This window comes from Tateyamaria omphalii, assembly GCF_014651375.1.
GTDB classification, from domain to species: domain Bacteria; phylum Pseudomonadota; class Alphaproteobacteria; order Rhodobacterales; family Rhodobacteraceae; genus Tateyamaria; species Tateyamaria omphalii.
Genome location: NZ_BMWT01000007.1, coordinates 169799 through 196373 on the forward strand (window position 1 = coordinate 169799; position 26575 = coordinate 196373).

The window sequence follows — 26575 nt, forward strand, 5'->3', positions numbered from 1 at the left end:
GCATGAAAGACGACCACAACGGCGCACCGCGCACGGTTCCGATCCAGTCAGCCACGTTCTCCAACCCGGTGAACGCAGAAATCCGGCGCGCGGCGGCAACGGGCATCTACGACATCCGCGGCGGTGGGGCGAAGCGCAAGCTGCCACATTTCGATGATCTGTTGTTTCTAGGGGCCTCCATCTCGCGCTACCCGCTCGAAGGCTACCGCGAACGCTGCGACACCAACGTGACCCTCGGCACCCGCTTTGCCAAAAACCCAATCCAGTTGGAAATCCCCGTGACCATCGCAGGCATGTCCTTTGGCGCTCTGTCCGGCGGGGCGAAAGAAGCACTGGGTCGTGGCGCCACGATGGCGGGCACGTCAACGACAACCGGCGACGGCGGCATGACAGAGGAAGAGCGCGGCCATTCCAACAAGCTTGTCTATCAATACCTGCCTTCGCGCTATGGCATGAACCCCAACGACCTACGCCGCTGCGACGCGATCGAGATCGTCGTGGGACAGGGTGCGAAGCCCGGCGGCGGCGGCATGCTTTTGGGCCAGAAAATCAGCGACCGCGTGGCCGAGATGCGCAACCTGCCCAAGGGGATCGACCAGCGCTCCGCCTGCCGTCACCCCGATTGGACGGGGCCCGACGATCTGGAAATCAAGATTCTCGAGCTACGCGAAATCACCAATTGGGAAAAACCGATCTACATCAAGGTCGGTGGGGCGCGGCCCTATTTCGACACCACGCTAGCGGTCAAAGCGGGCGCCGACGTGGTTGTTCTGGATGGAATGCAGGGCGGCACTGCTGCCACGCAGGACGTATTCATCGAACATGTCGGCCAACCGATCCTCGCCTGTATCCGCGAAGCCGTCCGCGCGCTTCAGGATCTCAACATGCACCGCGAGGTTCAGCTTGTTGTGTCAGGCGGTATCCGTACGGGTGCGGATGTTGCCAAGGCTATGGCCCTCGGTGCGGACGCTATCGCCATCGGCACCGCCGCTCTGATCGCTCTGGGGGACAACGATCCCAAATGGGAAGCCGACTACAATGCGCTTGGCACCACTGCGGGCGCCTATGATGATTGGCACGAGGGCCAAGACCCCGCCGGGATCACCACGCAGAACCCGGAGCTGATGGCTCGTTTTGATCCTATCGAGGGTGGGCGGCGGCTCAACAACTACCTCAAGGTCATGACGCTTGAGGCCCAGACCATCGCACGGGCCTGCGGCAAGAACCATCTACACAATCTCGAACCGGAGGACCTTTGCGCGCTGACACTAGAAGCGGCGGCGATGGCGAAAATCCCGCTGGCGGGTACCGACTGGTACCCCGGCAAACCCGGCACCTCATATTGACCACCAAAACGAAGGGCGCGGCCATCACGGCACGCGCCCTCATCACAAAAGAAGACCAACAGGAACGGACAGATGACGACTGATCTTGCAAAGTTCGCCGCGGATAACGGCGTCAAATACTTCATGATTTCCTTTACCGATCTCTTTGGCGGTCAAAGGGCAAAGCTGGTGCCCGCTCAAGCCATCGCCGACATGCAGGAAGACGGTGCCGGCTTTGCAGGCTTTGCCACCTGGCTCGATATGACCCCCGCTCATCCCGACATGCTGGCCGTACCGGACCCGTCCTCGGTCATCCAACTGCCGTGGAAGCCCGAAGTGGCATGGGTGGCAGGCAATTGCGTGATGGAGGGTGAAGACGTCGCTCAAGCCCCCCGCAACGTGTTGCGCCGTCTGATCGACGAGGCCGCGGCCGAGGGTTTGCACGTCAAGACCGGGATCGAAGCTGAATACTTTCTTATGACACCAGACGGTGAGCAGATCAGCGACGAATACGATACCGCGGCCAAGCCCTGCTACGACCAGCAGGCGGTCATGCGCCGCTACGATGTGGTGCGTGAGATCTGCGACTACATGCTCGATCTGGGCTGGGGCCCGTATCAGAACGACCACGAAGACGCGAATGGCCAGTTCGAGATGAACTGGGAGTTTGATGACGCTCTGCGCACTGCGGACAAGCATTCCTTCTTCAAGTTCATGACCAAATCCGTGGCCGAAAAACACGGCTTCCGCGCCACCTTCATGCCCAAACCGGTTGAAGGTCTGACCGGCAACGGCTGTCACGCTCACATCTCTGTCTGGGACGCTGCCGGCGCCGACGCAAAAACCAATGTGTTCGCGATGGAACCCAATGACAGCAGCCAGACGGCTGAGTTGGGCCTGTCCGAAAAGGGCCGTCACTTCCTCGGCGGGATCATGAAACACGCCAGCGCCTTGGCAGCGATCACCAACCCGACAGTCAACAGCTACAAGCGCATCAACGCCCCCCGTACGATGTCGGGGGCCACATGGGCGCCGAACACGGTCACATGGACCGGCAACAACCGGACACATATGGTACGCGTGCCGGGCCCCGGTCGCTTCGAATTGCGTCTGCCGGATGGGGCAACGAACCCCTACCTGTTGCAAGCGGTCATCATTGCAGCGGGGATGGATGGTATCCGCAGCGCGGCCGACCCGGGCAAGCGCCACGACATCGACATGTACGCCGAGGGGCACAAGGTGCGCGGTGCGCCGAAGTTGCCGCTGAACATGCTGGATGCGATCCGCGAATACGACAAGGACAAAAGCCTCAAGGCCGCGATGGGCGAGGAATTCTCGGCCTCTTACATCAAGATGAAAACCCAGGAATGGAACGATTTCACGGCGCATTTCTCACAGTGGGAGAAAGAAAACACCCTCGATATCTGAACCTGTCCCCGCGGGGACAGCCTGTGCGGTGGAGTTACGCGTTCTTAGTCGATCAGTGATTGTCGAGCGGGATCAGGAACTTGATCCTGCGCGCGCATACTTCGCGCAATTTTAACCGGATTTCTGACAAGCTGCCGTCGATGACAGACGGTCGAGGCTTTGCTAGTCTTTGCGACTTCTGGCTAGGGCCGTCTAACGCCCACCATAAGTCAGCAATTGAATGTCCTTGCGAGCCCGCATTCGTGACGGTGTAACACCGTATTCCCCTTTCACCGCCTTGGACATTGTCGTGCATGAACCAAAGCCACAAGCGACGGCGATATCGATCATCGGCAAAAGGGATTCCTCGATCATTGTACGGGCGCGTTTGACCCGCAGCCGTTTGTAGAACCGAGCCGGCGTGTCATTGAACGTTGTACGAAACACCCGTTCGAGATGCCGGGTGGACACCCCCACGCGCGCCGTAATTTCATCCATCGACAGTGGTTCATTCACCGTGTTCTCCATAAGGCGGATCACCTCGGTCAAGCGAGCATCGAACAATCCTTCGTTGTCGGCGATGCATTTCGGCTGTTCTGCATCGCTTTTACGGATGGTTTGTAACAACAGATGGCTCCCAAGTTCGGCCACCTGTGGGCCCGTCAAGTACGGCGCAACAAGACCGACCATCAACTCGAGCGTCGCACCTGCGCCCGCTGCGGTGATGATCCCGTCAGAGTTTTCACTGAGATGCGTGGTCAGTTTCGGGTGATACCCCGTTTCGACCAGAGCGGTGACGTCCCGCCAATGGGTTGTAACACGCCCTGCTGGTGCCCGTGTGGCCTTGATGTAGCCAGTGGCGGCATCAGACAACAGAACCACGGTGCGCGCCTTCCGTTGCATGGCCCGTGCACGCGCCAACCAGTTACCTGCAGCGGCCTGCTTGCCACCAACCACGACCATGATGTCCGCCAACCTGTGATCCCCAATGGCTGGTTCGGCCCGCACAAGTGCGCCCTGATCGCCGGTTACGATCCCAGGGGCATCCGTGCTGAAACGCCAGGAAAAGAGATCGTGGCCCAGCAGCATGTTCGCAGTCGACAGAACGTGGGTGACCGATGTCAATTCAAGCCCACTGAAGCCCCTGCTGACATGAATTTCGATCGTGCGCGGCCGTCCGTCCGCTCCATCGAGCTGACCGATCCCGGCGCGGTCATCAATGTCGTGGTGTGGCGGGGCAGTGTCTTTCACGACAACTCCAGTTTTCGATTGCGATATGCACGCTCAGATACGCTCCAGAACTCCTCGCCATGGCAACGGATAGGCGTCTGACCCATCTTGTTCGAAGAAATCGGGCTGTCAATATTCGTTGCCGTATCTGGCGTGCCCTGCGCTCATCATACAGTTGGTCCGGTCGGACCGCGACGAATATTGAACCTGCCGGTATGTGACGGCTCAAGCAAGCTGCCCAAGTCGTGGTTGGCCGGTGGCTTCAATGCCCGGTGCACACGCTTGGCGCATGTGCAGTCGACATCATTGGTGCGCCACCGCCCAACCCGATTTTCCAGACGTGTGTCAGAAGTGAACTGACAGACTGTCCAGCGGCTTTTGCAGCGGCGGGGCAAATTTGGTCAGGTTGATGCCTTCGACCGCCACCTTGTATTCCTCCAGCGTTGGCGTCCGTCCCAGGATAGCGGACAGGACCACCACGGGTGTCGACCCAAGCAACGACTCGCCCTTCTTGGTCGCGCTGTCGGCGACAACACGGCCCTGGAACAACCGCGTCGAGGTGGCCAGAACAGTATCGCCTTTGGCCGCCTTTTCCTGGTTACCCATGCACAGGTTACAGCCCGGGCGTTCAAGATAGAGGATGTTTTCGTAGTCTGTGCGTGCCGTCATCTTCGGCGCGGCATCGTCAAACTCGAAGCCACAATATTTCTGCAGGATGGCCCAGTCGCCCTCTTCCTTCAACTCGTCGATGATGTTGTAGGTGGGCGCTGCCACGACAAGCGGTGCCTGGAACGTCACTTCGCCATATTGAGCTTCGAGGTTGCGCAGCATCTGGGCGACAATCTTGATATCCCCCTTGTGCACCATGCAGGACCCGACAAAGCCAAGATCGACCTTCTTTTCAGCCTGGTAGTAGGAAATCGGGCGGATCGTGTCGTGGGTGTAGCGCTTGGAGACATCGACATTATTGACGTCAGGGTCCGCGATCATGGGCTCGACGATCTGGTCAAGATCAACCACCACTTCCGCCGCGTATTGCGCATTGTCGTCGGGCGTCAGCGCAGGCTTCTTACCCGATTTGATGTCAGCGATGCGCTGTTCCGCGATGTCAATCAGTTTGGCGAGCATACCGTTTTCATGCTCCATGCCCTTGTCGATCATGATCTGAATGCGGCTTTTGGCGATGTTCAGGCTTTCGATCAGCGTCTCGTCATTCGAGATACAGATCGAGGCTTTCGCCTTCATCTCGGCCGTCCAGTCGGTGAAGGTAAAGGCCTGATCTGCCAACAGGGTACCGATATGCACTTCGATGATGCGTCCCTGGAACACATTGTCCCCGTGTTGGGCCAGCATCTGGGCTTGGGTCGCATGAACAACATCACGGAAATCCATGTGGTCAGCCATCTTGCCCTTGAAGGTCACCTTCACGGATTCAGGGATCGGCATTGATGCCTCGCCCGTGGCCAGTGCCAGCGCAACGGTGCCAGAGTCGGCACCAAAAGCGACACCTTTAGACATCCGCGTGTGGCTGTCGCCACCGATGATGATCGCCCAGTCATCAACCGTGATGTCGTTCAGCACCTTGTGAATCACGTCGGTCATCGCGTGGTATTGGCCCTTGGGGTCGCGCCCGGTGACCAAGCCGAACTTGTTCATGAATGCCATGAGCTTGGGCGTGTTGGCCTGTGCCTTGGTATCCCAGACGGATGCGGTATGGCAGCCTGACTGATAGGCGCCGTCCACGGAAGGCGAAAGGACAGTGGCCGCCATCGCTTCAAGCTCTTGCGCTGTCATAGGTCCGGTCGTGTCTTGCGATCCGACGATATTGACCCGCACCCGTACATCCGAGCCGGCGTGCAGGACCGTGCCCGGCGTTGTGCCAAGCGCATTGGCGTTGAAGATCTTCTCAACGGCGGTCATGCCCTGACCTTCGTGGCTGACCTCTTTCGAAGGGGCGAAGACCGCAGGCGCTTCGATGCCAAGCGTCTCGGCTGCGAAGGTCTGGAGTTTCATGCCGAAGACAATCGCGTAAGACCCGCCTGCCTTCATGAATTCCATCTTTTGCGGCGTGAACGACCCGGCCATATCGACCAGCTCGTCCTTGCCATCTTCGCTATACAGCTTCTTCGTCTTTGTGTTGATGGTCAGTACGGTGCCGGTTTCAACGGAATAGCGCTGTTCCAGTACAGGGTTGCCATCGTTGTTGAGGATCGGCTTGCCATCCTCACCAACCTTCTTGACCCAGTTCTTGAGGTCGACACCAATCCCGCCGGTCACACCAACCGTGGTCAGAAAGATGGGCGAAATGCCGTTTGTTCCAGCGACGACAGGGGCAATATTGACGAATGGCACATAGGGCGATGCCTGTTTGCCTGTCCACAATGCCACGTTGTTGACGCCCGACATCCGCGAAGACCCCACACCCATGGTGCCTTTTTCGGCGATCAGCATGACGCGCGCGTCGGGATGCTTGAGCTTGAGCGCCTCTATCTCTTTCTGGGCGTCTTCGGACATCATGCATTTGCCGTGTAATTCGCGGTCAGCCCGCGAATGGGCTTGATTGCCCGGGCTCAGCAGGTCGGTCGAAATATCGCCTTCAGCGGCGATGTAGGTCACGACCTTAATTTCTTCGTCAATGTCCGGCAGCTTGGTGAAAAACTCTGCATTGGCATAGCTCTGCAGAAGGTCAGCGGCGATTGCATTGCCCGCCTTGTACGCGTCCTTGATCCGGTCGGTATCAGCCTCGTACAGGAAAACCTGGGTCTTGAGCACCTCTGCCGCGTCCCTGGCAATGCTCTCATCCGCGTCAAGGGCAAGGTCCAACAGCACCTCGACGGATGGGCCACCTTTCATGTGGCCCAACAACTCAAAGGCAAATTCGGGTGTGATTTCCGCAACGACGGCCTGTCCAAGAACGATCTCTTTCAGGAAGTGCGCCTTGACCCCTGCGGCGCTCGTTGTGCCGGGCAACGTGTTGTAAATGAAGAACTTCAGACAGTCGTCCCGGTGCGGGCTGTTTTCATCACGGATGTGTCCGATGACCTCTTCGGTCAAAGCGCCATCATCAATGGGCTTAGGGCTTAACCCTTGTTCTTTTCGTGTTTCGATTTCGGTCAGATATTCTGTATAGAGGGTCATGGGCTTGGTCCGCGTCTGGTATTCCGCTGGGTCGATGCCTCGATATTTGGGCACCGGTTTCAAATTGTATGCTGTAGTATACAATTAAAATCCAAATTCAAGACGACGCCGCACAGAATCCGTCCTGCACTCACAGTTTTCCGCCGGTTTACAACTGTAGATGCCTGAATGCTGTACATGAAATACGCTGGACGATCATGCCAGCCCGGTCGTATTGACGAAACAGAACGTTATGGACGCTTCAAGGACCCCGATGGATTTCAGCAGTCTCACGCTCAGCCCGGCTATGGCGACGATCATTTTCTGCCTCACCTGTCTGGCGGGGCACCGGTATCGGCGTGTGTGGAAGGCAGAGGGGCCGATCTATCAATACTGGATATTCGGCCTGATCGCGGCATGCGGTCTTTTGACCCTGGGCTTTATCCCGATCGCAATGCCCGGCTAGGCGGAAGGATCAAGGCCTGACCGCTCCAGCATCTTGCGGGCGCGCGGACACTGAAGGCGGTCTTTCAAAGGGGAATCCGGGTCAATTTCCTTGTGACACACAAGGCATTCATTGCCATCACCAATCGCGTTGAGGCCACCACAGCTGCCCTTGATCCGCTTGTTCATGAAAATCACGCCCAGCGACATGCCCAGCGTGACCAGAAGCAGAAACAGGAACGTCAGAACAAAAGTGGCCATGCAGGATGCCTCGTTGCAGCGCGTCTATGCGGTCAGCGCCTCAAATCTGGGACTGACGTATGTGTCGAAGGCCGGTTGTTCAACTCCGGGACGACGTTCGATGAACTGAACCGCGATATTCTGTGCGGTTGCAATTTCAAGCCCCTTCTCACGACCAAGAACGTGCATCGCGGTCGACCATGCGTCTGCCAGCATCGCGTTGTCCGCAAGCACCGTTGCCGATGCGGTCGCATGGGTCACAGGGTGTCCCGTGGCCGGGTCGATCAAGTGAGAAAAGCGCTGGCCATCCACTTCGAAATAGTTCCGGTAGTCGCCAGATGTCGCCAGCCCCATGCCCGACAGACCAACAACACCGGCCAGGGTGCGATCCGCGGGGTTCGGTGCCTCGATCCCGATTTGCCAGGCCAACCCGTCTGGATTGCGGCCAGACGTGTAAAGGTCGCCCCCGATTTCAACCATGTAGTCGGTCAGACCAAACGACTCGAGCACCTGCGCGATGTGGTCGGCGCCAAAGCCTTTGCCGATGCCGGCAAGATAGACCTGCGCCTGCGCATTGCGTTTGGCGATCTGGTCACCGTTCAAGCGCAGCGCATTCTGATGACCAGATGTTTCCAGCGCCTGGGCAATGGCGTCGGAGTTTGGCACCGTCGCAGAACCGGGCGCACCAAATCCCCACAATTCGATCAGACCACCGATCGTGGTGTCGAAACGTCCTTCGCTCGCCTGATGCACCTGTGCAGCTGCGGTCATGACACGCGACAATTCAGGCGACATCACCTGAGGCGTGCCCGTCGATGCAACGTTGAATTGCGTAATTTCTGAGCGGTTGTCCCAGTTGGACAGCTTGGCCGTGATATCGGCAAGAGCTACATCAATCGCCTTTTTCACCTCGGGCTTGTCCAGCGCCCCATCGTGATCTATAGCGACGACATTGTACGTCGTCCCCATGGAAAGCCCTGTAATCTCAATAAGATGAGCCCGGTTTTTACAAGCAGCCAATGCCAGTGTCATCGCGAGAAACGTACGGCGGTGCAATTTGAGTGAGGCGGTCACAGAAAGTCCCCTTCTTGCGCGGTCGCGTTGGCCTTAGACCAATTTGTAAAATCTTCAACCTCAATATGGTCAAAGCCACAAAAAAGCTCTAGCACCGACGCGGCCACACCGTAAGCCAAGCGGCCGCCAGCGGCTATCAATAAATGAAGGTCTCAAAAGTGAAGCAATTTGTGCTCCGAAAAGGCTTGAACCTGCCGATATCCGGTGCCCCAAGACCAGACGTAGAGGAGGCGCGCGCCGTCACTTCCGTCGCGCTGTTGGGTGCCGACTACCTTGATTTGAAACCAAGTATTCTGGTTGCAGAAGGCGATGAGGTTGCCGCCGGCACTCCGATCATGATCAACAAGACGATGCCGGAAGCACAGATCGTTTCGCCCGTGTCGGGCCGGATCCGCGCCATCACCCGAGGGGCACGACGCAAGCTGATCAGTGTGGTGATCGATACGCACGAATCCCCTACCGCGCCTGTGGATTTTTCGAAGGTCGGCGACAGCACCACCCGTGACGGGATGGTCGAGCGGCTGTGCGCGGCGGGATTGTGGACATCGTTCCGGACACGGCCTTATTCCAAGGTTCCGGCACCGGACGGCACAGCGTCTGCAATCTACGTAACAGCAACGGACACAGAGCCATTGGCGCCGGATCCGCAGATCGCGATCAGGGAAGATGCAGACGCATTTGAAGCAGGCATGAAAGCCGTCGCCGCACTGACAGATGGACCGACCTATCTGTGTCAGGGGTCCGGCGATCCTCTGCCCGGCAGCAGCCTGCCCGGTGTTGAAGCCGTCAATTTCAGTGGTCCGCACCCTGCCGGGTTGGCCGGGACGCACATGCACTTTCTCACGCCACCGCAAGCGGATCAGTTTGTCTGGACAATCGGCTACCAGGACGTGATCGTCATCGGCCGCCTGATGCTGACCGGAACCTATGATGCAAGCTGCATCATCTCGCTGGCCGGGCCTGCCTGCGCCGACCCACGCCTGGTGCGCACCATCGCCGGGGCGTCGCTTGTTGAGCTGTGCGCAGATGATTTTCCTGACTACCCTGTGCGGATGATTTCGGGCTCGGTTCTGAGCGGACGGGCTGGCTCAGGCGACGATGCCTATCTGGGGCGCTATGCCCGACAGGTCACGCTGATCGAAGAGGACAAGAAGCAGATCCCGATGGGCTGGATCCGCCCGATGGTGTCCAAATACGCGGTGCAGCCTGTTTTAGGGTCTGCTCTCGCCAGGCGCAACTTTCCGCTCAGCTCAAATCTGAACGGCGGTCGCCGTGCCATGGTGCCATTGGGCACCTTCGAAGAGTTGATGCCGCAGGATTATCTGCCAACGCAATTGCTGCGCGCCTTGCTGGTGATGGACACCGATCAGGCCCAGCTTCTGGGGGCGCTTGAACTCGACGAAGAGGATCTTGGCCTCGTGGGCTTTGCCTGCCCCGCCAAGTACGAATACGGGATCGCCCTGCGCGATTGCCTCGCAAAAATCGAGAAAGAAGGGTAAGGTATGGGGCTTCGCAACTTCTTCGACAGGATCGAGCCGCAATTCACGAAAGGCGGCAAGTGGGAGCGTTACTTCCCCATCTACGAGATGGTGGAAAGCTTTCTTTATACGCCCAAGACCGTCACGACCGTCGCACCGCATGCGCGTTCATATATCGATATGAAGCGAATCATGACCTACGTGGTTCTGGCAACGATCCCCTGCATCCTGATGGCGCTCTACAACACCGGGTACCAGACAAACCTCGCGATTGCCGAGTTTGGGCCCTCGGGCTGGCGCGCGGCCATCATTGGCGGTCTGGGGATCGGGTTTAACCCGCTGAATCCCCTCGCGAACATGCTGCATGGGCTTATGTACTTCCTGCCCATCTACATCGTGACGCTGGTGGCCGGTGGTATCTTCGAGGTTGTTTTTGCGACGATCCGAAAACACGAGGTGAACGAGGGCTTTCTTGTCTCGTCCATGCTCTATGCCCTGATCCTGCCCGCAACGACGCCGCTGTGGCAGGTGGCCTTGGGTATCATCTTTGGCGTGGTGATTGGCAAAGAGGTCTTTGGCGGCACGGGCAAGAACTTCCTCAACCCGGCCCTGACCGGGCGGGCATTCCTGTATTTCGCCTACCCTGCTCAATTGTCCGGCGACAGTGTCTGGGTGCCGGTCGACGGATTTACAGGTGCCACCGCCTTGGCCGTCAGCGCGTCTGATGGATTCCAGGAACTGGCTGCACGCGGCATGACCTGGTGGGACAGCTTCCTGGGCTTTGTGCCGGGGTCGCTGGGCGAAACATCGACACTGGCGGCGCTGCTGGGTCTTGTCTTCCTGCTGGCAACAAAGATCGCCAATTACCGGATGGTGGTCGGCTGTCTGGGCGGCATGATCGCCTTTTCGCTCTTGCTGAATGCGATAGGATCCGACACCAATCCGATGTTCGCCCTACCTTGGTACTGGCACCTCGTGTTGGGTGGCTATGCCTTTGGCCTTGTCTTTATGGTGACGGAACCCGTTTCGGGCGCGCATACCAATATGGGTCGCTATATCTATGGCGCGCTGATCGGTGTCATGGTTGTGATGATCCGGGTGATCAACCCTGCCTTCCCCGAAGGTATGATGCTGGCCATCCTGTTCGGAAACGTATTTGCGCCGCTTATCGACCACTTTGTCGTACAGGCGAACATCAAGCGTAGGGCGAAGCGCCATGTCTGATCAAGACCCGCAAAACGCACCCAAAGGACCTATCGGGCGTTTCCTTGCCCTGCCCCCCGACTCTGTCGGCAAGACGATCTTTGTCGCCGTCGCGGTCTGCCTTGTTGCATCCATGGTCGTGTCATCGGCCGCGGTTGCCTTGCGCCCGGCGCAGGCGGTCAACGCGCTCAAGGACAAACAGATCAACATCCTGCAGGTCGCTGGCATCCACGATCCCGACGTCGATGTGATCGAGGCGTTCTCGGTGTTCGAACCTCACGTGCTGGAACTGGCAACGGGGCAATTTTCGGACGCGTTCGATCCTGCCACCTTTGATGATCGTGCGGCTGCCGACGATCCGGCTACGTCGCAAGCGCTTGAAAACGACCCTGCGGGCATCGGCCGCCTGTCCGACTATGTCACAGTCTATCTGTTGCGCGACGATGCGGGTGAGGTCGATAAGGTCATCCTGCCCATCCACGGCTACGGCCTGTGGTCCACGCTGTATGGCTTCATCGCGCTTGAGGAAAACGGCAACGACATCTTCGGGCTGCAATTCTACGAACATGCCGAAACGCCGGGCCTGGGGGCGGAGGTTGACAACCCGCGCTGGCGTGCGCTGTGGAACGATGCCCGGCTGCGCGATGACGCAGGCACGCTTCAAATCACGGTCGCCAAGACTGCACCGGCGGCAGGCGATGAATACCACATTGACGCGCTGGCAGGGGCCACGCTGACCTCGGTTGGTGTCGACAACCTGATCAAATTCTGGATGGGCGAGGCTGGGTATGCCCCGTTTCTTGAAAATCTCAAAGCGGGAGGCATCTGATGGCTCATAAACGCAAAGACATGCTGATCGACCCATTGGTCGACAACAACCCCATCACCTTGCAGGTGCTTGGCATCTGTTCCGCATTGGCGGTGACATCGTCCTTGCAGGTGGCACTGGTGATGACCATCGCGGTGACGTTGGTCACAGGGTTCTCATCCATGTTCATCTCGATGATCCGGAACCATATCCCCAGCTCCATCCGCATCATCGTGCAGATGGTGATCATTGCCTCGCTCGTGATCTTGGTGGACCAGGTGCTCAAGGCTTACGCCTTTGAAATCTCCAAGACCCTGTCGGTCTTTGTCGGCCTAATCATCACCAATTGTATCGTCATGGGACGTGCCGAAGCCTTCGCCATGAAGAACCCGCCGCTCGACAGCTTTATCGACGGGGTCGGAAACGGACTGGGCTACGGGCTTATCCTGATGCTGGTCGGCTTCATTCGCGAGCTGTTCGGCTCGGGGAGCCTGTTTGGCATCACTGTTCTGCCAACGGTCAACAACGGGGGCTGGTACGTGCCCAACGGCATGTTGCTTTTGCCGCCATCGGCCTTCTTCATCATCGGCCTGATCATCTGGGCCTTCCGCGCATGGAAACCCAAGCAGGTTGAAGAACGCGAATACAAAATCCAGACGATGGAGGCCCATTGATGGAGAACTATCTCGCCCTCGCCGTAAAAGCGATCTTTGTCGAAAACCTGGCCCTGTCGTTCTTCCTTGGCATGTGCACGTTCATCGCCGTATCCAAGAAGATTTCAACGGCCATCGGGCTTGGGATTTCCGTGATGATCGTGCAGTCAATCACGGTGCCCGCCAACAACCTGATCCTGACCTATCTGCTTGCCCCCGGCGCGCTGGCATGGGCCGGATTTGGAGAGGTTGATCTGACCTTTCTCGGCCTGATCTCCTATATCGGGGTAATCGCTGCCCTTGTGCAAATCCTCGAGATGGTGCTCGATAAGTACTTCCCGCCGCTGTACAACGCGCTGGGTGTGTTCCTGCCCCTGATCACGGTGAACTGCGCCATCCTGGGTGGGTCGCTGTTCATGGTCGAACGCGGCTACGATTTCGGCGAAAGCGTCACCTATGGTGTCTCGTCCGGATTTGGCTGGGCGCTGGCCATCACGGCCATGGCAGGCGTGCGCGAAAAGCTGAAATACTCTGACATCCCCGACGGCCTGCAAGGCCTCGGCATCACCTTCATCACCGCGGGCCTTATGGCCATGGCGTTCATGTCGTTCTCCGGCGTGAAACTGTAAGGGGCGATTGATATGGCAACCTTTGGTCTTGGTATCCTTCTGTTCACGCTGATCGTGCTGGCGCTGGTGACAATCATCCTCGCCGCCCGGTCCAAGCTTGTGTCCAGCGGCAACGTGAACATCACCATCAATGGCGAAAAGACGATCTCGGTGCCCGCCGGTGGCAAGCTTTTGCAAACCCTGGCCGAGCAAAAGCTCTTTGTGCCGTCGGCCTGTGGCGGCGGCGGCACCTGCGCCCAGTGCCGTGTGCGCATCCATTCCGGTGGCGGGTCCATCCTGCCCACCGAAGAAAGCCACATCACCAAGCGCGAAGCGTCCTGTGGTGACCGCCTGTCCTGTCAGGTCGCGGTCAAACAGGATATGGAAGTCGAAGTGCCCGAAGAGGTGTTCGGCGTCAAAAAATGGGAATGCACGGTTCGGTCGAACGAAAACGTGGCGACGTTCATCAAGAACCTCGTGCTGGAATTGCCCGAGGGCGAGGATGTGAACTTCCGCGCCGGTGGCTATATCCAGATCGAAGCGCCCCAGCACTCCCTCAGCTACACAGATTTCGACGTTCAGGACGAATATCGGGAGGATTGGGACAAGTTCAATTTGTGGCAATACAAGTCGACCGTGCCCGAACCGATTGAGCGGGCCTATTCGATGGCCAACTATCCCGAGGAAAAAGGGCTGATCATGCTCAACGTCCGGGTGGCCTCGCCGCCTCCGGGATCGGATGTGCCCCCCGGTCAGATGTCGTCCTACATCTTCAACCTCAAGCCCGGCGACAAGGTCACGATTTCTGGCCCGTTTGGCGAATTCTTTGCCCGTGATACGCAAAAAGAAATGGTGTTCATCGGCGGTGGTGCCGGCATGGCCCCCATGCGCAGCCACATCTTTGACCAGCTCAAACGCCTCAAGAACCGCGACCGCAAGATCACCTTCTGGTACGGCGCACGGTCCAAGAAAGAGATGTTCTTTGTCGAGGACTTTGACGAACTGGCCAAGGAGTTTCCCAACTTCACCTGGCATGTCGCTTTGTCAGATGCGCTGCCGGAAGACGAATGGGCCGGCTACACCGGCTTTATCCACAACGTCCTGCATGACGAATACCTCAAGGACCATCCAGCGCCCGAGGACTGCGAGTACTATATGTGTGGTCCACCCATCATGAACTCGTCCTGCATCACCATGCTGATGGACCTTGGCGTCGATCGCGAAGATATCATGCTGGACGATTTTGGCGGCTAATGCACCTGCCCCTACCGAACATCGGTGGGGGCAGTTTCATTCAGGAGACCTGCGTCTCGACCCGGTCAGCATGAGACATCGTAGCCGAGACCGGACCCGATTTCTGAACGCCCGCCTGCTTCAATGCGACCGGACACGTTTCCTCCAGACCATCACACCACCGCGTTCTACACCGACACCAATGATCCCGCATGATTGGAGAACATCAGACGAATTATTCTGTCAGGTTTCGAACATCTGCCGGTTGCTGGTGAACTTGTGCAGCGCGGCGCTTGTAATGTCGGTCGAAAATTCGGCAAAGACTATTCATATTCATCGGGAATTTTGGCAATGTGCCGCGGACCATGGCGGCGAAATCCCGGTTTAACGGGATCAGCGACAAGATCGGGTACACGATGTATTGTGGGCACTTCTTTTGACACGTGCTTTATCAGGAGTATCTGGTTAAGACGGGCGAAGAATGCCACGCCGTCGAAGAGGTTATAGTGGCAAACGGCCTTACGTGACCCATTCGACGAAGATCAGTCATATCCGAGGATGTCCGCCAAGGCGCAAACAATCCGATCACGCGTGATACCGGCCAATTGTCCCGCTCCCATGCTCCTGCTCTCTAACATGCGTTTTCTGAAGTCCGGACAGGGCAATGCGTGCACTTGGAAACCCAAAAACAGGGATTCTGCATGACCCGACCCAAATCATCCGTGATCGCAGCGATCTGCACCAAGATCGAATCCGATCTCAGCGCGCCGTGGCGCACTGCCACGCTCGCCCAGCACGCCGCAATGGCTCAACATCATTTTCAACGCCAGTTTGCGGCGTTCACGGGCGAGACCGTCGCAGGCTATATCCGCAGTCGCCGGTTGGAACGCGCCGCGATCGCGTTGCAGTCCTCGGATGCTCGCATCATCGACGTGGCGCTCGATACTGGCTTTCATACCCATGCGGCCCTGACGCGCGCATTCCGCGCTCATTTTGGGTGCAGCCCAACGGACTTCAAAACCCATGGGCTGCCTCCGGAAAGACAAGGTTTTCCTGCACGACCCTATCTAAAGCCTGTGGCATCACGCTCTTTGACCGTGAGCTGGGATCTTGTCGACATACCGCAGCAGTGGTTGTGCTTTCGGACCACAGAAGGCGTTCGCGACGGACGGTTCTTCGGAGACCTCACAGCCGTTCATCGCGCATTTGCAGAGTTGCGCGATGAAATCGGCACCCGCTCTGCGCTCCTGTGTACGACCTTTGATCAGGCCCCAAAGGGTTATGTAGACCCTGAAGCGACAGCATATTTCGGAGCGCTCACCGAACATAAGTTTGATCTGGACTGGTCGGAACACTGGACAATGGTAGAGGCAGGAACCTATGCCGTTTTCCCTCACTATGGTCCATTCTCCTCCCTGAATTTGTCATGGAACCGTTCAGTCCAAGCCGGTTACTCTCAATTGGGTGTCGAGTTCCGCCCGGCACGGATGTTCGAAACCTATTTGTCGTCCGAACGCCAAGTGTCAGACACCGAGCTCACGGCTTTGCTCTATCTTCCAGTAAAGAAAAGCACGGTCGGGAAAGCGCGGTGCCCGGAACAAGCCTAGATCGTTGTTTTCCCAACCTCTGCTCAAGGCCCTAAAATGACCCGGACGCTCCCCTCCGCCACCGCAAATGACCCCACCGGCGCGCAATTGCCGGAACTCGCAACCCTGGCCCCGACCCTTTCTGATCCGGGAACACGGCGTGACTTCTATGCTTGGCTGACCGCGCGACGGGATCGGTTTGAACCGACCGTGAACGCATTCGAAGCCAGAAAAGAAGACTGCCCGCACTCGGTTGTCGGACCGCTCAACGGTGTGCCAATCACGGTCAAGGACCAGATTGCGGTCACAGGCTGGCCACGATCGTTTGGCCAAGAAAAGCGTCAGATAACATGCGATACAACCAGCGCCACTCTCATCGATCAATTATGTGCACTTGGTGCGGTGGTCACAGGCAAGACAGCCTTGCCGCCCAATGCAATGGACTTCCAGACGTTCAATGCACGGCGCGGCGCCACGTGCAATCCGCACAATCCGGACTTTACCACGGGCGGCAGCACAGGGGGCGGCGCCGCCGCGGTCGCGTGCGGGATGAGCCTGCTCGACATTGGCGCAGATCTTGGGGGATCGCTGCGCATTCCGGCGGGCTGGTGTGGTGTCACGTCCTACACACCTACCGAAAACCATTGGCCCAATGACGGTTTGCTGCCCGGTAAAAGTAAACTGGATCATTTCGCGCGGATCGGTTTGACGGCACGGACCGCGGCAGACATCGACTACATCAACCGTCTGTTGAGTTCGGATACGTTGGCGCGGGAACCCCTGTCTGGATCGCCAAAAATAGCGCTTTGGTCGCCGCATCAGAATTCACCTTGTGACCAAGACACATTGGACATGTGGCAAAGCCTTGGTTCAGCTTTACAGGCGCTGCCAGTATCCATTGTCCAAACCCCGATGTCCGCCCTCTTCGACAGCGAAGTCTATAGGCTTTCCGGCGAAATCATTGGACATGAAACTGGCGCCCTTGTGCCGTGGATCATTCGCTGGCTCATGCGCCGCGACCAACGCGCGCGCAAAACATCACCGGGCTTTGTTGCGTATGTCCACACCGGGTACAAACGCGACGCAAAGCGCTACAAAGGGAATGTCGATGCTTTGCTGAGTCTGCGAGCCGAAGCCCTGAAAACATGGTCAGACATCGACGCGCTGCTGCTGCCCGTGACCGGTGTCTGCGCATTCCGACATATCAACCCGGTGACGGATCAGAACGGCGTTCGCACCTACGACACAGAATTCGAAACGGCGACCGGCCGACTTGGATATTTTGACGCGCTCACCCGCTTCACCCTGCCCTTGACCGCCCTGGGTTGGCCCGTTGTGACGCTTCCCATTGGACATGACAGCAACGGTATGCCGGTTGGTGCACAGCTCGTCGGGAAACCCGGGCAAGACGCGCGTCTGCTGCGCGTCGCGACGGCTGTCCAGAGCTGGCTGAATTGAATCAGGGAAAACAGGTGGGTCGCGCAGCGCCATGAAATGGTCACCGCCAAAACGGCGCACCCATCCGGATCATTCAAGACAAACAGTGCCGCGGCCCACATCTGGGAAAGTACTGGGCGATGGCGTGTTGAAAGCGACACAAGCGCCGTGTTTGACACTCGGTTTCTGATTTCACGCACGGGTGTTCACTCCCTTCCGCTGACCGGTCTTTTCAAAGACGCTGACACGTTCAGCGGCACCTTTGTTCACCCCAGACGTTGGCCTGATCGCTGACACTAGAGCGTTGATTGCCGCCTGAATTCTCCGGGTGGTATGTCAAACGCGCGTCGGAAAAGCCGGGTCAGATGCGCCTGATCCGAGAATCCGCACAAGACCGCAATGTCACTGATCGATAGCGACGTGTGCCTCAGCAAGGTCGACGCTTTTTCAATCCGGCGGTTCTGCACATAGGCATAGGGTGGCGCACCAAAGGACTTTTTGAAACGCCTGGCAAACCCCCACGCAGGCAGCCCCACCTCACGCGCCATGTCCTCCAATGTCAGTGTCACCGTCAAATGGCATTCTATGAAATCCGTAATGTGGCGTCGCATCGGCGGGCTCAGCAGTCCGTCCGGCGGTTTCTCGAATACAGTGTCAGACCTGAACATAACCAGCACGTAATGCAGCAACGAACGGGCCATCGCGTCGACATAGAGCGCACCGTTTTCACCACCGTTCGTCACCTCGTCAGCGAGAGTTTGGATCACCTGTCGGACAAAAGGGTCCGTGGAACAAATGACATCCCTCAGCCGCGGCGCTCCGTCCTTGCCATCGGTGACTTCCTCGGCAATCGACTGCACCATGTCGTTGGACAGGTAGAGATGCGTCACATTCGCGGTTTGGTTCCAATCCCATTCCGACGCGCTTGCAGCGGACAGCAGTGCCGTGGCGCCACGATCCAAAACCGCGTCTTGCCAGCCGCCACCAACATTGCGCCGCAAGGGCAGCGGCGTCCCGTCGTTGGAGGCCAACATGAAGTCGCGCAGTTCTGGCACCTGGACGCACTGTCCTTTGAAGCGGTAGGACCGCAAACCGACACCCTGCCAGTTCAGACCTTCACTGCTGCGCAGTGTCTCGCCCGGCACCCATTGTGGCAAGGCCTGCCATTCGATTGGTTGGGATATGGCCAACCACTGATCCCCTCAGTCTTAACCAGTCCGGGCCTCGTCCATCGCTTGCGCGCCAAAGCCATCGTAAACAGCTGTTTCCCAATCAAGATAGCGCCCAAACGATACCGCATCGCCAAAGGGCAGAATCTGTGTAACCCAGTAGCCACCAAGCCCCGACTGCCTGTCAATCCAGTAGAAGCAGTTCGCAAGGCCCGCCCAGGCCAGACTTCCCGCGGACCGACCAGTCGGGGCAGGCTCGGAATTCACCATGAAGCTGAGTGCCCAGTCCTTCTTGAGACCGGGAAAGAACTCAATATCATTTGTCAGTGTTGGATCCGTGGACGTGAAACCGACAACGTCCATCCCCTTATCCAGCCCGCCACGGCAGGCCACCTCGACGGTTTCCGCTTTCAAGACGTTTCCATGTGCGCCGCGCCCGTCATTGAGCCACATCCGAATGAACCTCATGTAATCCGGCACAGTGCCATACAGCCCGTGACCGCCCATATCCACTTCGGGTTCTTGCGGTAGTCCGAACCCAGTCATCGGAGTGAGAGAACCATCCGCGTTCCGGGCGTGGATTGTTGCGGTTCGGCGCATCTGATCGTCGTTTCTGGCAAAGGCTGTGTCCGTCATTCCAAGGGGTTCAAAAATCCGCTCGGCCATCACGTCACCAAGCCGCTTGCCTCGCAATGCCTCTATGACCTGCCCGACCCAATCAATTGAAATCCCGTAAAACCAGCGCTGCCCCGGATCGAAAAGAAGAGGTGAATTGAGGGACGCCTTTGTACATGTCACGGGCGCGATCTGCCCGTGTTCCGTTTCTAGCCGCTGATAGGTTTCGTCAAAGAAGGTATATCCGAACCCGGCCGTATGCAGCAGCAATTGCCGCGTCGTGATCCTGCTGTTCGGAGGGCGCAGTTGCGGGGCGCCATCCGCATCGAACCCATTGATGACCTGAATGTCGTCAATTTCGGGCAGATACGCGCCCGCTGGGGCATCCAAATCAAGCAACCCGTCCTCAACACATTGCAACGCAGCCGTTGCAGTAATGGCTTTTGTCGTCGAAAAGTTGGCAATGATCGTGTTTTCGGTCATGGCGCCATCGCCCAGCGTACGATCACCAGCCGCACCTGAATAGATAATACCATCCGCATCTGTGACCATTGCAATCACACCGGGCACACGCTCGTTTCCTGTGACAACAGACCTGAGCAGCGCGTCGAGTTTGGCTTGCGTTTCAGATGGATACATTGCGATGTCCTCTCCGCCATTCATGTGTCTCAAGTTTCGAAACTGATGGTCGGATTTGAGCGTGTCTTGAACGATTCAAACACCAGACACACAGGTCTGGCGATCACCATTCAGAACCGGAAGGAGACGGTCGGAAACGAGAAATCCTTGAGATGCGCGACGGATCTGCAATTGGAAGGTTAGGAACACTCAAATTGCACCGAACCGGGCCATCGGATCGCAACACGTCGGCAGTCTCGCGCGCGTGGCGCGTCCTTGACCCCTTACAAAAACGCCTTGTATTGGCTCATGAGCGTGGCCACCTGAAGCAGTCCCTGCGCCTCCGACTTGTGGATAAGGGCTGGTACGTCGATAGCCGGGTTTTCAAACCGCGCGCGCATGCGCCGCAAGGACAGGATTGCCTCCGAAGGATCAAGCTCGATCGTGTCCGCAATGAAGTCGTCCGCCGAAATCGCGTCAATGGCATGGGGTGCCAGCACCTCCGCCGGGAAATCCGCCAGATTGTCCGTCACGATCACCGACGCCGAGGTTGAAATCGCAGCGGCCAAGACGTGATTGTCATCGGGATCGGGCAGCTCAAGTTTGCTTTCGAACACCTCGTAGCCCGTCACCAATGCCTCCGGGAACGCAGCCTCGATCGCCAACCGTTGCCTGGACCCATCCGTGGCACCCTTGGTGATCTGTGAAATCGCCTTTTGTGTTTCCAATAGGATGCGCGCACTCCACCGGGGCCGAAACAGGCCGGCCTCGGCCAAACTGAGCAGCATGTTCCGGCGCAAGGCACCGCCCAGCACACAAGCATCAATCAACGCCGTGAAGCGGTCAGCATGGCCGTTCATACAAGCCCGTCTTCGGCATCCATTCGGGCAAGGTCACCCAACGCATCTGATCGCATCGCATCGCGCTTTTCCTTGTAAGCAAACAGATCCTCTGCGCGCACACGCCGGTGCCGGCCGGTCTTGGTGTAGGGAATCTCGCCTTCTTCAAGAAGTTTCACAAGAAAGGGCCGCGACACGTTCAGCAGATCGGCCGCCTGTTGCGTCGTCAACTCAGACCCTACCGGGATCATGCGAAACCCACGCCCACTCGACACAAAGCGCAAGACCTCAAGCAGCGATTCCGCAAGCGCAGGCGACAGGGTCACATTCTGAACATCTCCCCCTTCCTGCGCGAGCGACAAAGTGGTCGGCGCGCCTTGCCTCATATGGGCCGCGACAATGGTTCTGAGCTGTTCAGCATTCTTGATCTCAACCTCATCAGGCAGTCGATCACTAAATGCCTCTTTCCTGAGGGCACTCATTTTGCGCTCCGGTTCTCAATTACGATTGGTATCTAACATAACCCAAATTCGAAATATTCGCAACAATCGAAATATTCGAAACCGATCTTTGCTCTGGATTCACATCAACGTCGATCATCGATCACTTATGATCCCCGCATCCTCAAGCTGCTCCCGATCCGGCAAATCCTGAAGTGAGCCCAAATCGAATGCCACAAGGAACTGTTGGGTTGTCACAAAAGTATATGGCGCGCCCCGCCTGGGTGAGCGTGGTCCTGCTCCTATCAACCCACGGGCATGTAAGCGCCCGATCAGGTCGCGACTGATCTCCTTGCCGAAGATATCCTTAAGACCTTCGCGGTCGATCGGCTGGTGATAGGCGATGGCTGCAAGGACGGCGACATCGAATTCCCGCAAATCCAGATCCTGACCACCAACGTCTGCAGCCGCCAAGATCGCGGGCGCATAGGCAGGCCGGGTCCGCAATAACCAACCACCGGCAACCGTCGCAACTTCGAACGCGCGCCCTTCCAGATCAACTGCAAGGTCCTCGACAAGCAACTCTACAGAAGCCCCCTGCCCGACGACACGCTGTAAATCCTCGAGCGGCACCGGCGATGCGCTAGCAAACAACACCGCCTCGATCCGCCGCATCCATTCACGCCAACGCAAATCCGGTGGCAAATCCTTCAGGTCGCGATCCAGATCGGGGGTGCCATGGTCCTTCATTCAAATCAGACCCCGTAAAGGCGAAAGGTCTCGCGCCCGGTCAATTCCCGCACAACGCCCAGTGCAACCAGCCGGTCGCAAAACCGACGGGCGGCGCGGCCTGACCGAAGCACGGTCAGCGTTGTTGGCGCGACTGCATCACGGGTCAGGAACATGGTCAAAGCATCCTCCGCCCCCTTGGCACGCAACTTGGGTGCAACTGTCCGTAACCGCACAACACGCCGCGTCAGATCAATCGCCTCTTGGGACGCTGCCGCTGCTGCCGTTGCAATCGCCCTGTGACAAGCCAACCGCAACTCATCGTCGGTCTTCTTCACGTCACTGCGTGTCAGACCAAGCGCAAGAAGTGGAACAGGAAGTGACCAACCAAGCGCATGCGACAGGGCGGCATCAGCCAGAACCACTGCGGCAGTGTGATCTCGCGGTCTACTCTCAAGAACGGCCCGCAGCACACAGGCCGCTCGCAGAACCGGCCCCGCAAAATTCATGGTCCGCATGTATGTCCCGTCATTTGGGCTGTGCCCGTCCAGCCACGCCGCAATCTGCTCTGGATCCACCCCCGGCAACGCCCGATGCAGCGCCTTGACGGACACCGGCCTCTCAACCGCCCGCCGCCACGACAAGGCGACCTCACCCGCCGGGCCGGGACTGGCCCCCGGATCAAGAAACGCGACCGCATCGCGGAGGTCCGCAGCCCGTTCCGGGCGGCCTTGATCTCTGACGCAGACCTCCGCGGCTCGTAACGCCAACCGTTGCCTCAACAAGGCTTGGGGAACGTCCTCGCCGCCCAACACAAGATGCAGATGACAAAGCGCGGCACCTGAAATGAACGCAAGATCTTCAGCCGTTTCAGCACGCGCAGAAATGATCCAGCTGGGTTGGGTCGGCTGAGTACCAAGGTGGGACTGCATCGCGGTTGGTTGGTATGTCATACCACAACATTATCCACGCACGGCGGTTTGCACCACAATATAATGCGCAAACCGCCCACCCACCTGATCCGGAAACGGCAAGCAGCGCCAATACCTGCCAAGTTGCACGCACGTTCTTAGCCCGCATCACATGCCGCCAGATTTCACACCCCGGGAAAATCAAGTCCAGACATGGCGCGTTTCCGGATAGGCATCACGGCAATAGGCGTAGACCATGGAAAATGGAGTTCGATCCAGACCGGTCAATTCCTGTGCCGATCCTTGACTTGGCACGGACGCATTGAACCGGTGCTTCACAAACTCCGGCCGAAAGGGAACGTTGCAGAAATCGCCAAGGCGACGCAGCTCTTCTTCCCGAAACATAGTCTCATACAATCCAACATACAGCATATCGTCGGCAAAAACGGAACGCAGGCGACGATCGGTTCGATCATAGCGCGTACGCAAGGCAGCATCAGGAGACGTCAGAAATGCATCCAGCGCCATGGTTTCCGGCAATCTCGCGTCATACCCTTCGATATTACGACCCAGCCGACGATACATGCGCGCCGCAGACAGGCACCGCGACACCGGATCGCGCATCAAAAAGATGACTTTCACAGCAATACCGCGCGCCGCAAATCCATCCCGGATCTGCGCCAGAACGTGATGGGGCAACCCCGCATAAGAGGGCGTCAGGTCACCGGTCAAATGGACATCTGACCGATCCAACTGTGCGGCAAAATAATCAAAATACCGTTCGGGATTTCGCTGGAAGTCACGAGATAGAAAAAAGTGTTTGCGCTGTCGTCCAGTTGCCCTGCGAAACAAATCGAGGGCTTCGGGAATGTAATCCGCGCGCCGCTCTCTCAAGTCGAAATGCTTGGCCTCGGGTAGATGCAGGGCATCCCAGTGATGCCACTCTTTTGTGTCGTCCAAAAAAGTTCCGGGCGCGGTTCGCAAGTAGTGATACAACCATGTGGTTCCTGCCTTCTGCGCGCCAACGCCCAGCAGAAATACGTTCCCGTCTTTGTCGCGCCTACATGACCGTTCTATCATCTTCACACGCCTTCCAAGGGCCTGCCATCATCCTGATAGATGCTTTGTACGCGTCGAGCTCCTTCGCCGTACCATGTTGAAAATAAAAGAATTCATCGCTCATATCGACGGGCCGGCTCCGTCCGTAACCAAACGGCACCCTGTCGAAAGCCCCTCTGCCATTGGGGAAGAACACACGAAAGACGGCCCGCGCAATGCAAGGTGAAAAACTTGCCAAGGAAGAGAGCCAACGTTTCGTCGCAAAACAAAACTTCCACTCCGGGGTCACTTCGGAATCCGGGCGGCGTATGCGCGCGATGTTGTTCAAGAACTCGGAAATTCCATCCCCGCGCAGCAAGAAGAAGGATTGTTGAATAGGTTGCGGCGTCCCAGCGCCATCACCAAACATATACCTGCCATTCATCGCGGCAATACACTGCTCGATGACGCCCGGCCCGGACACAAGACAATCTTGCTCAACATATACAAAGTAGTCCGCATCACTGGCCAATGCGTATTGCGCAGACATCATAACCGAGCGGGTCCAGCCCGACCAACGACCTTGATGGGCCGTCGCATGGCGCGCATTGAACGGCAGCTCGATCCAATCAACACGCGCACATAAATCTGGATCAGGTTTCACGGGCGCATCGGAATCAACAACGACAACGCGCTGCGGCCGGGCGCAGCGATCAATTGCGGAAAGCCATAACCGAAAAAACTCCGCGCCCCTGATTGTATCAGCTCCAAGTATCTTGCGGTGCGGATTCTCTTTTTCCTCATCATCGGTACACCACCAGCCCGAACCGACGACGTAAGTCGGATGCGTGCCATCGTCGCCATCAGCCCGCATCAGTACCCAAACCTTTCCATATCCTCGGCATAGAGGTCTTCGATCTTCCGAAGCTGAGCTCGATTGATCGTATGGCTTTGGCTGGATTCGTTGGAGCGCGGAAAACACCCACGCGGATCATCGCCCGCGATACCGAACAGCTCCCTCAAATCGTCCTCGAAACCATCAATGGCTTCGATACGACCGATCAGTCGATAGGACATCACAGACGCGCAAAGATTGTCGGATTGTCGTCGCAAGTGCCGATCAGTGGCCAACGGGTCCAATCGAAGCGACGCGCCGACATAGTCGAGAAACACATCAAAATTCCGCTCGGCCGACTGCCGCGGGTTCAGACCAAACGCAGCGAGGCCCGGACGGTGGTGCACAGTGGCGTAGTTGCGAGCATCCAGCACGAAATCGCGAAACGCGCTCACCAATCGCGAGGCCGGGTGTCGCACGAGCGAAATCCGCATGACCGAAGGATCGTCAAGGGCGCGATGAATGGCTGCGGCATGGCGCGGCCCCTGCCGCAATATCTTGTCCTCGCCATGTATGGAGGTCGGGCAATCCCGCCCACACTGGTAAGCGTAGGCAAAGCGCGCCAGGCTGGTGCAGCCGGCCTTGCTGTTTTTGACAAACAGCGCCGTACCGCACCCACTCAGAATGGAATGGTCGACAACAAGGCGAAGCTGCGGCGGCAAGGCCTTGCGCCCTGTCAGGATCGACTTGAACCACTTGGTTCGCGAAACGGGCTGAACGCTTGGGTCCAGCCAGACATGCGGATCAAGATCCGCCTTGTCAGAAAGTGACAGACTAAACATTGCTGGCCATCCGCAGGGCTGGGGCGTCAACAATCTTGGCCAAGTGATTTCTCACTGCGGCAGTGGCTGCACGCCATCCATCAAATGCATCTACGCGTGCCTGCCCGGCCGCTCCCATGGCGACACCGGCGTCAGGCGCAGCGGCAAAACGCTGCAGCGCCCCGGCGATCGAAACAGGGTCACCCGGTTCGGCCAAGTAACCTGTGACACCGTCCAGAACCGCATCCGCACAGCCACCGCTTCGCGTGGCCAGGGCAGGACACCCACAAGCGTTAGCCTCAAGATAAACAAGACCATACCCTTCGGAATCCAATCGTGTTCCCTGCATCCGCTCAATCGGTGTCAGCGCAAAAACATCAGCGCGGTGGAACAGACCGCGCAGGGTTCGGTCATCGACATGCCCGACCCTCCGCACCCGCAATCGGGGACCCGACCAAAGCGACCATGTGTCTCGCCATAACCGCGCGCCATTGCGCCATGACCCTCCACCTGCAATGATCCAATCAGCGCGAAGTTTGGACAGTCGCAACGCCTGAAAAAGGTCAGCATGCCCCTTGCGAGGCGCCAACCGGGAACATGTGAGCACCGTGAACACACCATCCCTCAACTGAAACCGATGACCAAGGTCTCGCGCAGCGTCCGGGTCTGAAAAAAAACGTGAGCGGTCACAGCCAGCCGGGATTTGCTGCACCCTAA

General features: G+C 57.9%; 26 protein-coding genes. 12 read left to right on the forward strand and 14 right to left on the reverse strand.

Going from position 1 to position 26575, the window contains the following annotated elements; translation table 11 throughout:
* Window positions 1–2 precede the first annotated feature (2 nt).
* Together IE087_RS20455 and glnT are read left to right on the forward strand one after the other, a co-directional pair.
* A complete protein-coding gene (locus tag IE087_RS20455) occupies window positions 3–1346 on the forward strand; it encodes an FMN-binding glutamate synthase family protein (protein WP_189371248.1) in 1344 nt (447 codons plus the stop codon).
* Window positions 1347–1418: 72 nt separating this feature from the next.
* Complete coding sequence (gene glnT, locus IE087_RS20460; RefSeq protein WP_189371249.1) at window positions 1419–2753, forward strand: type III glutamate--ammonia ligase; 1335 nt, start codon at window positions 1419–1421, stop codon at window positions 2751–2753.
* Window positions 2754–2945: 192 nt separating this feature from the next.
* Here the strand turns inward: glnT and IE087_RS20465 are convergent, their stop codons facing one another.
* Both IE087_RS20465 and IE087_RS20470 read right to left on the reverse strand, forming a co-directional pair.
* Window positions 2946–3983: a GlxA family transcriptional regulator gene (locus tag IE087_RS20465; protein ID WP_189371250.1), complete on the reverse strand. Its 1038-nt coding sequence runs from the start codon at window positions 3981–3983 to the stop codon at window positions 2946–2948.
* A 324-nt stretch (window positions 3984–4307) separates the two neighbouring features.
* Window positions 4308–7100, reverse strand: a complete 2793-nt coding sequence (locus tag IE087_RS20470) for a bifunctional aconitate hydratase 2/2-methylisocitrate dehydratase (protein ID WP_189371251.1) — start codon at window positions 7098–7100, stop codon at window positions 4308–4310.
* Between the two features lie 253 nt (window positions 7101–7353).
* Between IE087_RS20470 and IE087_RS20475 the strand changes: the two genes are divergently transcribed.
* Window positions 7354–7545: a hypothetical protein gene (locus tag IE087_RS20475; protein ID WP_189371283.1), complete on the forward strand. Its 192-nt coding sequence runs from the start codon at window positions 7354–7356 to the stop codon at window positions 7543–7545.
* On the opposite strand, the gene nqrM is transcribed toward IE087_RS20475, so the two are convergent.
* Window positions 7542–7784: a (Na+)-NQR maturation NqrM gene (nqrM, locus tag IE087_RS20480; protein ID WP_189371252.1), complete on the reverse strand. Its 243-nt coding sequence runs from the start codon at window positions 7782–7784 to the stop codon at window positions 7542–7544. The two genes, IE087_RS20475 and nqrM, sit on opposite strands and share 4 nt — an antisense overlap.
* Window positions 7785–7808: 24 nt before the next feature.
* Window positions 7809–8732, reverse strand: a complete 924-nt coding sequence (locus IE087_RS20485; protein WP_229801501.1) for an FAD:protein FMN transferase — start codon at window positions 8730–8732, stop codon at window positions 7809–7811.
* 263 nt (window positions 8733–8995) lie between these two features.
* Here IE087_RS20485 and IE087_RS20490 point away from each other — a divergent pair, with 263 nt between their 5' ends.
* The 9 genes from IE087_RS20490 to IE087_RS20530 all read left to right on the forward strand — a co-directional run bounded on the left by IE087_RS20490 (window position 8996) and on the right by IE087_RS20530 (window position 17864).
* On the forward strand, window positions 8996–10336 hold the full coding sequence (locus IE087_RS20490; RefSeq protein WP_189371254.1) for a Na(+)-translocating NADH-quinone reductase subunit A: 1341 nt from the start codon (window positions 8996–8998) through the stop codon (window positions 10334–10336).
* A gap of 3 nt (window positions 10337–10339) precedes the next feature.
* Window positions 10340–11539, forward strand: coding sequence for an NADH:ubiquinone reductase (Na(+)-transporting) subunit B (locus tag IE087_RS20495; protein ID WP_189371255.1), 1200 nt, complete (start codon window positions 10340–10342; stop codon window positions 11537–11539).
* Window positions 11532–12347 (forward strand): Na(+)-translocating NADH-quinone reductase subunit C, encoded by an 816-nt coding sequence (locus tag IE087_RS20500; protein WP_189371256.1) that lies wholly within the window; start codon window positions 11532–11534, stop codon window positions 12345–12347. The genes IE087_RS20495 and IE087_RS20500 overlap by 8 nt, the downstream gene beginning before the upstream one ends.
* On the forward strand, window positions 12347–13000 hold the full coding sequence (locus IE087_RS20505) for an NADH:ubiquinone reductase (Na(+)-transporting) subunit D (protein WP_189371257.1): 654 nt from the start codon (window positions 12347–12349) through the stop codon (window positions 12998–13000). The genes IE087_RS20500 and IE087_RS20505 overlap by 1 nt, the downstream gene beginning before the upstream one ends.
* Window positions 13000–13608 carry an NADH:ubiquinone reductase (Na(+)-transporting) subunit E gene (nqrE, locus tag IE087_RS20510; RefSeq protein ID WP_189371258.1) on the forward strand — a complete coding sequence of 203 codons (609 nt, stop codon included), beginning with the start codon at window positions 13000–13002 and terminating at the stop codon, window positions 13606–13608. Before IE087_RS20505 ends, nqrE begins: the two co-directional genes overlap by 1 nt.
* Before the next feature lie 12 nt (window positions 13609–13620).
* The gene (gene nqrF / locus IE087_RS20515) at window positions 13621–14841 is read left to right on the forward strand and encodes an NADH:ubiquinone reductase (Na(+)-transporting) subunit F (protein WP_189371259.1); all 1221 of its coding nucleotides are present in this window, start codon (window positions 13621–13623) and stop codon (window positions 14839–14841) included.
* A gap of 195 nt (window positions 14842–15036) precedes the next feature.
* Window positions 15037–15327, forward strand: coding sequence for a hypothetical protein (locus IE087_RS23820; RefSeq protein ID WP_373296542.1), 291 nt, complete (start codon window positions 15037–15039; stop codon window positions 15325–15327).
* A gap of 194 nt (window positions 15328–15521) precedes the next feature.
* Window positions 15522–16427 (forward strand): helix-turn-helix domain-containing protein, encoded by a 906-nt coding sequence (locus IE087_RS20525; protein ID WP_189371260.1) that lies wholly within the window; start codon window positions 15522–15524, stop codon window positions 16425–16427.
* Window positions 16428–16463: 36 nt separating this feature from the next.
* On the forward strand, window positions 16464–17864 hold the full coding sequence (locus tag IE087_RS20530) for an amidase family protein (RefSeq protein ID WP_189371261.1): 1401 nt from the start codon (window positions 16464–16466) through the stop codon (window positions 17862–17864).
* 275 nt (window positions 17865–18139) lie between these two features.
* On the opposite strand, the gene IE087_RS20535 is transcribed toward IE087_RS20530, so the two are convergent.
* From IE087_RS20535 to IE087_RS20580, 10 genes are all read right to left on the reverse strand, one after another.
* Window positions 18140–19033 (reverse strand): helix-turn-helix domain-containing protein, encoded by an 894-nt coding sequence (locus IE087_RS20535; RefSeq protein WP_189371262.1) that lies wholly within the window; start codon window positions 19031–19033, stop codon window positions 18140–18142.
* A gap of 18 nt (window positions 19034–19051) precedes the next feature.
* Window positions 19052–20266, reverse strand: a complete 1215-nt coding sequence (gene acmB, locus IE087_RS20540) for a methyl acetate hydrolase AcmB (RefSeq protein WP_189371263.1) — start codon at window positions 20264–20266, stop codon at window positions 19052–19054.
* 263 nt (window positions 20267–20529) lie between these two features.
* A complete protein-coding gene (locus IE087_RS20545) occupies window positions 20530–21105 on the reverse strand; it encodes a PIN domain-containing protein (RefSeq protein ID WP_189371264.1) in 576 nt (191 codons plus the stop codon).
* Complete coding sequence (locus IE087_RS20550; protein WP_189371265.1) at window positions 21102–21566, reverse strand: helix-turn-helix domain-containing protein; 465 nt, start codon at window positions 21564–21566, stop codon at window positions 21102–21104. Before IE087_RS20550 ends, IE087_RS20545 begins: the two co-directional genes overlap by 4 nt.
* Before the next feature lie 114 nt (window positions 21567–21680).
* Window positions 21681–22274: an SMC-Scp complex subunit ScpB gene (scpB, locus tag IE087_RS20555; protein WP_189371266.1), complete on the reverse strand. Its 594-nt coding sequence runs from the start codon at window positions 22272–22274 to the stop codon at window positions 21681–21683.
* A gap of 5 nt (window positions 22275–22279) precedes the next feature.
* Window positions 22280–23206: a DUF1403 family protein gene (locus tag IE087_RS20560; protein WP_189371267.1), complete on the reverse strand. Its 927-nt coding sequence runs from the start codon at window positions 23204–23206 to the stop codon at window positions 22280–22282.
* A gap of 159 nt (window positions 23207–23365) precedes the next feature.
* Window positions 23366–24244 carry a sulfotransferase gene (locus IE087_RS20565; RefSeq protein ID WP_189371268.1) on the reverse strand — a complete coding sequence of 293 codons (879 nt, stop codon included), beginning with the start codon at window positions 24242–24244 and terminating at the stop codon, window positions 23366–23368.
* Complete coding sequence (locus tag IE087_RS20570; RefSeq protein ID WP_189371269.1) at window positions 24225–25076, reverse strand: hypothetical protein; 852 nt, start codon at window positions 25074–25076, stop codon at window positions 24225–24227. The genes IE087_RS20565 and IE087_RS20570 overlap by 20 nt, the downstream gene beginning before the upstream one ends.
* Entirely contained in the window at window positions 25076–25879 is an 804-nt protein-coding gene (locus IE087_RS20575; RefSeq protein ID WP_189371270.1) for a sulfotransferase family 2 domain-containing protein, read from the reverse strand. Before IE087_RS20575 ends, IE087_RS20570 begins: the two co-directional genes overlap by 1 nt.
* Window positions 25872–26575: glycosyltransferase (locus tag IE087_RS20580; RefSeq protein WP_229801502.1), on the reverse strand; the 704-nt coding region annotated here is incomplete at its 5' end. The genes IE087_RS20580 and IE087_RS20575, both read right to left, overlap by 8 nt.

What these genes read in the sequence shown, in the direction of transcription:
- IE087_RS20455 (WP_189371248.1), top strand. Translation starts at nt 3, where the DNA reads ATGAAAGACGACCACAACGGCGCACCGCGCACGGTTCCGATCCAGTCA.
- glnT (WP_189371249.1), top strand. Translation starts at nt 1,419, where the DNA reads ATGACGACTGATCTTGCAAAGTTCGCCGCGGATAACGGCGTCAAATAC.
- IE087_RS20470 (WP_189371251.1), bottom strand. Translation starts at nt 7,100, where the DNA reads ATGACCCTCTATACAGAATATCTGACCGAAATCGAAACACGAAAAGAA.
- IE087_RS20475 (WP_189371283.1), top strand. Translation starts at nt 7,354, where the DNA reads ATGGATTTCAGCAGTCTCACGCTCAGCCCGGCTATGGCGACGATCATT.
- nqrM (WP_189371252.1), bottom strand. Translation starts at nt 7,784, where the DNA reads ATGGCCACTTTTGTTCTGACGTTCCTGTTTCTGCTTCTGGTCACGCTG.
- IE087_RS20485 (WP_229801501.1), bottom strand. Translation starts at nt 8,732, where the DNA reads ATGGGGACGACGTACAATGTCGTCGCTATAGATCACGATGGGGCGCTG.
- IE087_RS20495 (WP_189371255.1), top strand. Translation starts at nt 10,340, where the DNA reads ATGGGGCTTCGCAACTTCTTCGACAGGATCGAGCCGCAATTCACGAAA.
- IE087_RS20500 (WP_189371256.1), top strand. Translation starts at nt 11,532, where the DNA reads ATGTCTGATCAAGACCCGCAAAACGCACCCAAAGGACCTATCGGGCGT.
- IE087_RS20505 (WP_189371257.1), top strand. Translation starts at nt 12,347, where the DNA reads ATGGCTCATAAACGCAAAGACATGCTGATCGACCCATTGGTCGACAAC.
- nqrE (WP_189371258.1), top strand. Translation starts at nt 13,000, where the DNA reads ATGGAGAACTATCTCGCCCTCGCCGTAAAAGCGATCTTTGTCGAAAAC.
- nqrF (WP_189371259.1), top strand. Translation starts at nt 13,621, where the DNA reads ATGGCAACCTTTGGTCTTGGTATCCTTCTGTTCACGCTGATCGTGCTG.
- IE087_RS20525 (WP_189371260.1), top strand. Translation starts at nt 15,522, where the DNA reads ATGACCCGACCCAAATCATCCGTGATCGCAGCGATCTGCACCAAGATC.
- IE087_RS20530 (WP_189371261.1), top strand. Translation starts at nt 16,464, where the DNA reads ATGACCCGGACGCTCCCCTCCGCCACCGCAAATGACCCCACCGGCGCG.
- acmB (WP_189371263.1), bottom strand. Translation starts at nt 20,266, where the DNA reads ATGTATCCATCTGAAACGCAAGCCAAACTCGACGCGCTGCTCAGGTCT.
- IE087_RS20545 (WP_189371264.1), bottom strand. Translation starts at nt 21,105, where the DNA reads ATGAACGGCCATGCTGACCGCTTCACGGCGTTGATTGATGCTTGTGTG.
- IE087_RS20550 (WP_189371265.1), bottom strand. Translation starts at nt 21,566, where the DNA reads ATGAGTGCCCTCAGGAAAGAGGCATTTAGTGATCGACTGCCTGATGAG.
- scpB (WP_189371266.1), bottom strand. Translation starts at nt 22,274, where the DNA reads ATGAAGGACCATGGCACCCCCGATCTGGATCGCGACCTGAAGGATTTG.
- IE087_RS20560 (WP_189371267.1), bottom strand. Translation starts at nt 23,206, where the DNA reads ATGACATACCAACCAACCGCGATGCAGTCCCACCTTGGTACTCAGCCG.
- IE087_RS20565 (WP_189371268.1), bottom strand. Translation starts at nt 24,244, where the DNA reads ATGATAGAACGGTCATGTAGGCGCGACAAAGACGGGAACGTATTTCTG.
- IE087_RS20570 (WP_189371269.1), bottom strand. Translation starts at nt 25,076, where the DNA reads ATGCGGGCTGATGGCGACGATGGCACGCATCCGACTTACGTCGTCGGT.
- IE087_RS20575 (WP_189371270.1), bottom strand. Translation starts at nt 25,879, where the DNA reads ATGTTTAGTCTGTCACTTTCTGACAAGGCGGATCTTGATCCGCATGTC.